The 8,385-nt window shown below is 66.7% G+C and carries 4 protein-coding genes; 2 read left to right on the forward strand and 2 right to left on the reverse strand.

Features of this window, described 5'->3' with window-relative positions; genetic code table 11:
- Positions 1 to 32 precede the first annotated feature (32 nt).
- The gene (gene pcaDC, locus IE262_RS20060; protein ID WP_189875289.1) at positions 33 to 1,331 is read right to left on the reverse strand and encodes a bifunctional 3-oxoadipate enol-lactonase/4-carboxymuconolactone decarboxylase PcaDC; all 1,299 of its coding nucleotides are present in this window, start codon (positions 1,329 to 1,331) and stop codon (positions 33 to 35) included.
- A gap of 183 nt (positions 1,332 to 1,514) precedes the next feature.
- A complete protein-coding gene (locus tag IE262_RS20065; protein ID WP_308432771.1) occupies positions 1,515 to 2,756 on the reverse strand; it encodes a site-specific integrase in 1,242 nt (413 codons plus the stop codon).
- A gap of 1,279 nt (positions 2,757 to 4,035) precedes the next feature.
- Between IE262_RS20065 and IE262_RS20070 the strand changes: the two genes are divergently transcribed.
- Together IE262_RS20070 and IE262_RS20075 are read left to right on the forward strand one after the other, a co-directional pair.
- Positions 4,036 to 5,187, forward strand: a complete 1,152-nt coding sequence (locus tag IE262_RS20070; RefSeq protein WP_189875291.1) for a serine/threonine-protein kinase — start codon at positions 4,036 to 4,038, stop codon at positions 5,185 to 5,187.
- Between the two features lie 129 nt (positions 5,188 to 5,316).
- A complete protein-coding gene (locus tag IE262_RS20075; protein ID WP_229877344.1) occupies positions 5,317 to 8,373 on the forward strand; it encodes an SNF2-related protein in 3,057 nt (1,018 codons plus the stop codon).
- Positions 8,374 to 8,385 lie beyond the last annotated feature (12 nt).

Genomic DNA, 8,385 nt, shown 5'->3' on the forward strand with positions numbered 1-8,385 from the left:
GGCGGTCGGTCTGCTCCCGGCCCGCTCCAGGCTCACTCCTGGGGCGTCGTCTCCTCACGGATGACCTGCTGGGCCACCTTGAACGCGCTGTTCGCGGCCGGTACGCCGCAGTACACCGCCGCCTGGAGGAGGACCTCCTTGATCTCGACCGGAGTGAGGCCGTTGCGCAGGGCCGCGCGGGTGTGGAAGGCGAGCTCTTCGAGGTGGCCGCCCGCGACAAGGGCGGTCAGGGTGACGCAGCTGCGGGAGCGGCGGTCGAGGCCCGGCCGGTTCCAGACCTCGCCCCACGCGTACCGGGTGATGAACTCCTGGAAGTCCCCGGAGAACTCGTCCGACGAGGCCAGCGCCCGGTCGACGTGCGCGTCACCGAGCACCTCGCGGCGGACCTTGAGGCCCGCGTCGTACGGGTCGGGTCTGCCCGCCGCCTCCGGCTGGGCCGCGGCGGCCGGGGCGATCTCGGCGACGGGCCCGGACTGCGGCGGCACGGCCAGGGCCGGCTTGACCAGGGCGGCCGGGATCGCGACCTGGCCGGTGGTCGAGTCGTACGCGGGCTGCCAGGCGGACGAGAAGTGCCGCACCAGCAGGTCCGTGACCGCGGCGGGCTGCTCGACGGGGACGAGGTGGGAGGCGCCGGGGACGACGGCGAGGCGGGCGTCCGGGATCCCAGCGACCAGTGTGCGGGCCTCGGCGGGCCCGGTGACCTGGTCGTCGGAGCCGACGAGGACGAGCGTGGGAACGCCGACGCGGCCGAGTTCGGCCCGCACGTCGAACGCGGCGAGCGCCTCGCAGGCCGCGATGTAGCAGCCGGGGTCGGTGGTGCGCACCATCTGCACGGCCCACTCGGTGATCGCGGGCTGCGCGGCCGCGAAGCCTCCGGTGAACCAGCGCTCGGGTGCCGTACGGGCGATGGGGTCGAGGCCGTTCGTACGGACTATCACTCCGCGCTGCCGGAACTCGTCGGCCGTGCCGAAGCGGGGCGAGGCCGCGATCAGCGCGAGGGAGGCGATGCGCTCGGGGTGGCGCAACGCGAGCTCGATCCCGACGGCGCCGCCGAGCGCGCAACCCGCGTAGCCGAAGCGCTGCACACCGAGTTCGTCGAGCGTGGCGAGCAGGCGGCCTGACAGGTCGGCGACGGATCCGGCCGGGTAGGCGGGCGCGCCACCGTGCCCCGGCAGGTCGAAGCGGAAGATCCGCCATTGCTTGGACAACTCCGGCACCTGGCGGTCCCACATGTGCCATGTGGTACCCAGTGAGGGACCCAAGATCAGGACCGGAGCGTCTTCTGGCCCGTCAAAGCGGTATTGCAGGGTGTTCGATGGTGTCTCACTCACCCGCCTGAGCCTCTCATCTGTCACGAGATGTCACATCGCCGGGGTGGGTTAGCGGGCCTTGTCCCGCTCCGGCGCTGCCGGGCCTGCCGACGAAAGTCAAGGTACATAATCTCCGCGGCGCCAGTGGGTCCTCGCGGCGCCTACCCCTCCCTCAGTCACTACGATCAAGTCTTCCCCCCTTCGTCACGACCCCTCTCCACCAAACCCGTGCATGTCATCCCAAGTCGTGGCGGCTCCGCGAAGATCCTCTACGTCCGGCTTGACGTACCACCGCTTGGTCGTCTGGATATTTGTATGCCCGGCCCATCGCGCGAGGATGTGATCCGGGACACCGTTGTTGGCCAGGAAGGTGAGGCACGACGAGCGCGCATCGTAGAGCCTGACGCGACGGAGCCCGAGAAGCTCCATGAGCCGGTACGCGCGCCGGCGGAGTTGCTTGATCGTGAAGGCATCGCCCGCCTCGTGCACCAGCACGTAGCCAGAAACTGTGTACGCCTCCCCCAGCGCTAGCCTCTCCTCAGCTTGGAGAGCCCGGAACGCTTTGAGGGCACCCAGCACGAGACCCGGCAACGGCAGCTCCCGCTCACCCGCAAGGGACTTGGTGTCCTTCTCCACCACGTGCCGATTTCCCATCATCGTGCGCGTGTTGGCAATAACGATCGTGGCGTTCTCAAAGTCGACGTCCTCCCACCGGAGGCCGCAGACCTCGGCCGGACGAAGCCCCATCAGCGAAAGAAGGAGCGCAGCGTATAGGCGATCGCCTCTGATCCCATGGATGAACTTCTGAACCTCTTGGACATTCCAGGGCAGGACCTCCTCCTTAGTCTTCCGCTCTTCCTTGCGCGCCCTTCGAGGAATGGATACGTGCGCTGCGACATTCACGTACACCAGTCGCCGGGTAACAGCTCTCCCCAGCGCTTCCTTCAACCGGGCAAGGCTCATATCCACAGTTGTGACACTGAGTGGCGTCCCGGCCCCTTTTCCGCGCACACGGCCATGCGTCAGCGCCCAGTCCCTCCACTCCTCCACGTGCTCTTCAGTTAGGTCCTGGAGGCGGATATTGCCGAGCCTCCCCCGAACTCGGTCCAGGGTAATCCTGTAGTTGTAGATGGTGGTTTCTTCCAGGTCCTCCGCCTTCATGGCCAGCCATCGGTCGAGCCACTCATTCACGGTGATCTTGTTGGGCGGCACAAGAGACCCCTCATGCCGTCGATTAGTTATGTTCGCATACTCAGCCTTGGCTTCCTTCAACGAGTCGAAGGTGCGCCTCAACTGCTTACGCTTACCAGTTTCGAGGTCGATCCCTACGTCCACAACAAATTGGTATCGAACCTTCCCCTTCGAGTTCGGCGGAAGTCTCTTGATGGGATCCGGCAGAAGAATCACTCTCCTCGAACAGGGGGCATGTCTTTGAAACGCCGCCACTACCGATCAGGGTTGGGTAACTGGCGGCACTATCCGCTATGGCTCCACCGCCAAGCACAGCCAAGAACGAACAGCCTCAATAGTCCGCGCGATCCCCGGTTTCGGTAACCGGGGATCGTGGCCTATATTCCGCCCGGCATCCGATAGCTACGAGGCCAGTCGGTAGGACCTGAGCGCGGAGTGCACGTCGTCTTCGAGCACGGCCACGAGCCCGGCCTCGGTGAATCGGCTGAGGTTGCGGGTCATAACGCGCCCGGAGGCACCGACGGCTTGGGCGGTGCCACGAGTGTCAGTACCTGGGTGGGCCGCGATGCAAGCACCATCAGGTCTTGGCGATATCCGGGTGCACCAGGTCCTCACCGAAAGGTCTGGCAACGCAGGCGCTGAGGCACAGGGCCGTGGAGTAGCGCGGCGTAGTCCGCCTTCGTCTGAGCGGTCCACGCATTCATCGCGCCGAGCGCGAAGAGGAGCGGAGCGGGGGAAACAGAGAGAGCGAAGTGCGGATTTCGGCAGGTGGGCCTCCTTGGTAGGGACCATGGCGCGAGACAGCTTCCGTACCGCTAGAAGCGTCTCTGACTAGGTGTTTTCCGGGGAGGTTGTACGTTGGCATGCCTGCCAGGAGTGGTTCCAGTCCTTCGGGGCTCTTTCGCGTCTGCCGTGGGCGAATCCGATGTCCCTTGCCATCCATTCGAGGGCAATTGACAGCGAACACAGACCAGACCAGCGGTCCGCTCCCGCGCCCTTGTGCCAGCAGGTGCGCAGGCCACCGGGGGCAGAAGAGAATCGCGTTCACAGCGGCACGGGCGGCGGTCTCCCCAGCCAACCTGGTCCTCCAGCGGTCGGCGCGCTCGCCTTGCCAGGACTCGGGGCTCAGGACGGTCAGCGGCTGGTCGGCTGTCGAATGGTCAGCCAGGCGCGGACGGCCTCGAACCACCAGGACGGGACGGGTGCGCTCTTGTCCAGGGTGGGGCAACCGGGGAAACGGACGGGCCGGCGGCGGGGAGGCACTCGCCGGCCATGGCCACGTGGTGGAGCCGGTCAGGAGGTGGCACCGTGCTGCGCGTCGAAAATCGCATGCCCGGTGATCCGCGCCACTCAATCACCATTTTCAAGCCAATGTCGGCCTTCGGTCCGTCCCAGCGCTTCGGCCCGCAGATCATGGTCATGTCCTGGGCTGCCTTCGGGAGCGGGGCTGGTTGTCAGGGGTGTTCAGATAACAGGCAAACTGAGGGCGACGTGAATCGGGCAGTGCGTGCGAGGAAGGGCGTGGACTGAGCTCATGACCAAGAGCCCCACTCTGATCGGCCGCTACACGGTGGCAAGGGAGCTCGGCTCGGGCGGCATGGGTGAGGTCTACCTTGCGTACTCTCCTGCGGGGTCCCCGGTAGCGGTGAAGGTGATCCGCAGCGACAAGCTGGACCCGGTGACGCGGGCGCGCTTCGAGAAGGAAGCACTGATCGCCCGGACAGTGGTGGGCACCAACCGGGTGGCGCGGTTCCTTGAAGCCGACCCGTACGCAGACCGGCCCTGGCTGGCCATGGAGTACGTGGCCGGACGAACGCTGCTGGCCTGCGTGGACAGCGACGGCACCCTTCCGCTTCCGCTGGTGGCCAGCCTTGGTGCCTTGCTGGCAGAGGGCCTGGATGCCGTGCACCGCGCCGAGTTGCTGCACCGGGACCTGACACCGAAGAACGTCATCATGGGAAGCGAAGGCCCCATGATCATCGACTTCGGGCTGAGCGCCTTCGCTGATGCCGCCCAGGAGTCCCTGTCGCACAGCGGCATGATCATCGGCACAGTGCGCTGCATGCCACCGGAGCAGGCGAGCGGCCATCCGCACGTGACGCCGGCCGCTGACGTGTACGCCCTCGGGACGGTTCTGCTGTACGCGGCTGCCCGGCACTACCCGTATGACGGGTCGCGGTGGGAAGCCATCGTTGCTCAGATCGCCAACGTCGGCATCGCTCCGGATCTCAGTTGCGTTCCCTCTGAACTGGTGCCGCTGCTGAAGTCGATGCTCGCCTACGCGCCGGAGGACCGACCGACACTCGATCACGTCGCGGACGCGTGCGCCGGGATCATGGCGGCTTCGGGGATGGCGCCGGCGGACGCGCGGCTCGCCCTGATCGCGCGCTCCACGACGGGGCAGGCATCAGGGTCGTCCGTCGAGCCCTTGTCCCCGGCGGTCGAGAAGGTGATCGCCGAGCAGGCTGCGCTTTTCGAGACGCCAGCCAGCCCGCTCGATGCCCCACCGGGAGCAGGCGAAGCCGCCGAGGCAGGTGAACACGAGGACCAGCAGGGCTCGTCGGCCGAACCGCCCGCGAGTGCACACAAGGAGCCTGCGCCTCCGTCTCGCCCCCGGCGGCCACCTGCGTCCGAGCGGGTGGCCGGGGAGCTACGGGCGGCCTACGCAGCGGGGACGGAACTCTGACGACGGGCGCTGTCGGTGCCCGGTGGGAAGCTGATGCGACAGGTGTGTACGGCGCCGGGCCCGGCGCCGTATGTATCTGCTGAACGATGAGCGGCAGCCGGTGCTGCCGGTGATGGAACGGAGCGGACGTTGAGCGTCGAGACTGGGGCCGCGGGCGGCCAGGGCGATGCAGTGTGGGACGCCTGGAAGCCCGACGAGCTACCAGCGGGCGGACATGGCCGGTCGTCGGCCGGCTACGCACCAGGGGCTCAGGTACTTATCCGCGACGAACTGTGGCTGGTACGCAAGGTCACCAACACCCGGCATGACGGGTGGATGGTCGAAGTCACCGGCGTCTCCTCATTCGTCCGCGGCACCGACGCCGTGTTCTACGACCGGCTGGACGACATCCAGGTACTCGATCCCCGCGAGACACAGCTCGTGGCCGACGACTCCCCCAACCACCGGCGGGCCCGGTTGTTCCTCGAAGCGGTGATGCGCAAGACGTATCTGCCGCAAACCGAACACGGCCTGGCCCTCTGCGACGGCTTTCTGATGGACCAGCAGGTCCACCAGTTGCGGCCGGCGGAGCTGGCGCTGTCCATGAAGAACCCGCAACCACGGATCCTGATCGCGGACGTGGTGGGCCTCGGTAAGACCCTGGAGATCGGCGTGCTGCTGGCCGAGCTCATCCGGCGCGGGCGCGGTGAGCGGATCCTGGTGGTCACCCCGCAGCATGTGCTGGAGCAGTTCCAACGTGAGCTGTGGACCCGGTTCGCGATCCCGCTCGTGCGACTGGATTCGACCGGCATCCAACGCGTACAGCAGGAGATCCCGGCGGGACGCAATCCGTTCGCCTATTTCAAGCGCGCGATCATCTCCGTGGACACGCTGAAGAGTGATGTCTACGCCCATCATCTGGAACACACCGACTGGGATGCGGTCGTCATCGACGAATCGCACAACCTCGTCAACCGGGGCACAAAGAACAATGCGCTGGCCCGGCTGCTGGCGCAGAAGACCGACGCCCTCGTCCTCGCCTCAGCCACACCACACAACGGCGACGCTGCCTCGTTCGCCGAGCTGATCAAGATGCTGGACGAGGCAGCGATCGCCGATCCGTCCAAGTACGAGGTGAAGGACCTCGAGCACCTTTACATCCGGCGGACGAAGACGACCCCTGAGGTGCGCGAAGGGCTTAAGGGCGCGTGGGCGGACCGTGGCCCCTCGCAGCCCCTGCACGTGCCGGCCGGGGAAAAAGAGCTCGCCGTCTTCAAGGAGCTGGCCTCGCGCTGGATCCCCGCCGACCCTGCGGCGCCGCCCGCGAGCACCTATCCGCTCGTCCCCTACCAGCTGCTGAAGTCGTTCCTGTCCTCGCACCGGGCCCTGCTGGAAACCATCAAGACTCGCCTGAAGAACCTGGACAAGCCGTCGGCCGAGAAGTCGGCCACCAACGCCAAGCGCAAGACGCGTCCGGTCGACCCCGCCGTCCGAGAAGCGGCCCGCAAGGCGGAGCGAGCCGCTCTGGTCGAACTGCAGGCTCTTGCCGAGCAGATCCAGGACGAGGACTCGGCGAAACTCGCCGCGCTGCTGAAGGAGCTGCGCGCGATGGGTGTCGGACCCGGTTCCGACACCCGGGTCGTGGTGTTCTCCGAACGCATCCCAACCCTGAAGTGGCTGGCTGAGACGGTGCCGACGGCTCTGGGCTTTCCCCGCAGCGCCAGTACGGACGAGAGCAAGTCCTGGCTGGGCTTCGGCGGAGCGGTGCAGGTCATGCACGGCGATGCCACCACCGACGAGGAACAGACCGACATCGTCGAGAAGTTCGGGCTGCGAGATGACCCGGTGCGCATCCTGTTCACCGGTGACGTCGCCTCGGAAGGCGTCAACCTGCACCAGCAGTGCCACCTGCTGATCCACTACGACCTTCCGTGGTCCCTGATCCGCATCGAGCAGCGCAACGGCCGCATCGACCGCTACGGACAGGAACACCAGCCCCAGTTCCGGGCGCTGATCCTCACCAGCGACGTCCCGTGGCGCACCGACGAAGCCACCGGCCAGCCGCGCACGCTGGATGACCGTCTGGTCGGCGAGAAGCTCCTGAAGCGCGAGGAGCAAGCACACAAGATCGAGGGGTCGGCTGAGGCCGTCACTTCCCTGTACCGGGCACAGGAGGAGGAGAACCGCCTCACTCAGGACTTGATCGCCGGCCGAACCGTCGAGGATTCGATCAAGCAGTCCCAGCAAAGTGGTGCTGCCTTCCTGACGGGCCTCCTCGGTCAGGTCGGTGCCGTCTCCGAGCACCCCGAGGTGCCCCGCGCGGTGGTCCCCAAGCTCTTCCGGTCCACGGCCGACTACTTCGACGAAGCGCTTCGGCAGATCTGTCACCCCAATCCCGAGGATCAGTTGTCGTTGCTGCGCTACGAGGACGGCACGATCGCGTTCGAGCCCCCGCGCGACCTGCTGTACCGGCTGAAGTCGCTGCCCAAGTCGTACCTGGACGAGCAGCGGATCCTGCCGCGCAAGAACGAGAAGGGCCGGATGCGCATCACCTTCTCCAAGACGCTCGCCAGTGCGCGGCTGAAGGCTGCGCGGGATTCCTCCAAGTCGCAGTGGCCCAACGTGTCCTACGTGACCGATGTACACCCGGTGCTGGACTGGCTCACCGACAAGGTGCTCGTGCAGGTCGGCCGTCACCAGGCGCCGGTGCTCGCAGCCGCCGTGGACCGCCCGGTCTTCCTGGTCCAGGGCATCTACTCCAACGCGGTGGGCCGCCCCACCGTCATCGAGTGGATGGCCGTCACCGGTCTCCCCGACACCCCAGATACCAAGCCGCTCACCGCGCAGCTGCTGGAGGACTATGGCGTCGGCCCGAATATGCCGGGCCGCGCCACTCCGCGTGACCTGCCGAGGCTCACCGAACTCGTGCCTGCCGCCATCGACGAGGCCGAGCGCTTCCTCAAGAGCAGGGAAGAGGACTACAAGCTCCAGATCGATAAGACGCTCGCTCCTTACCGCAAGCGCGTCACCCACTGGAAACAGGAAGCCCTCTTCGCTGGCACACGCCGCGACAAGCAGGATGTCGACCTGGCCGCCAGCCGCCGCCTGAGCCTGGTCAAGTCCCTTGAAACAGCAGGCAAACCGATGCTGCGCCTGCTGGCCGTCCTGGAACCGCACGCCGCCACCGCAGGGGACACCGCACGATGAGCACCGACTTCG

Source organism: Streptomyces bluensis (genome assembly GCF_014650715.1).
GTDB classification, from domain to species: Bacteria; Actinomycetota; Actinomycetes; order Streptomycetales; family Streptomycetaceae; genus Streptomyces; species Streptomyces bluensis.

Excerpts from the sequence above, each read along its gene's own strand:
- IE262_RS20070 (WP_189875291.1), top strand. The coding sequence starts at position 4,036 with ATGACCAAGAGCCCCACTCTGATCGGCCGCTACACGGTGGCAAGGGAG.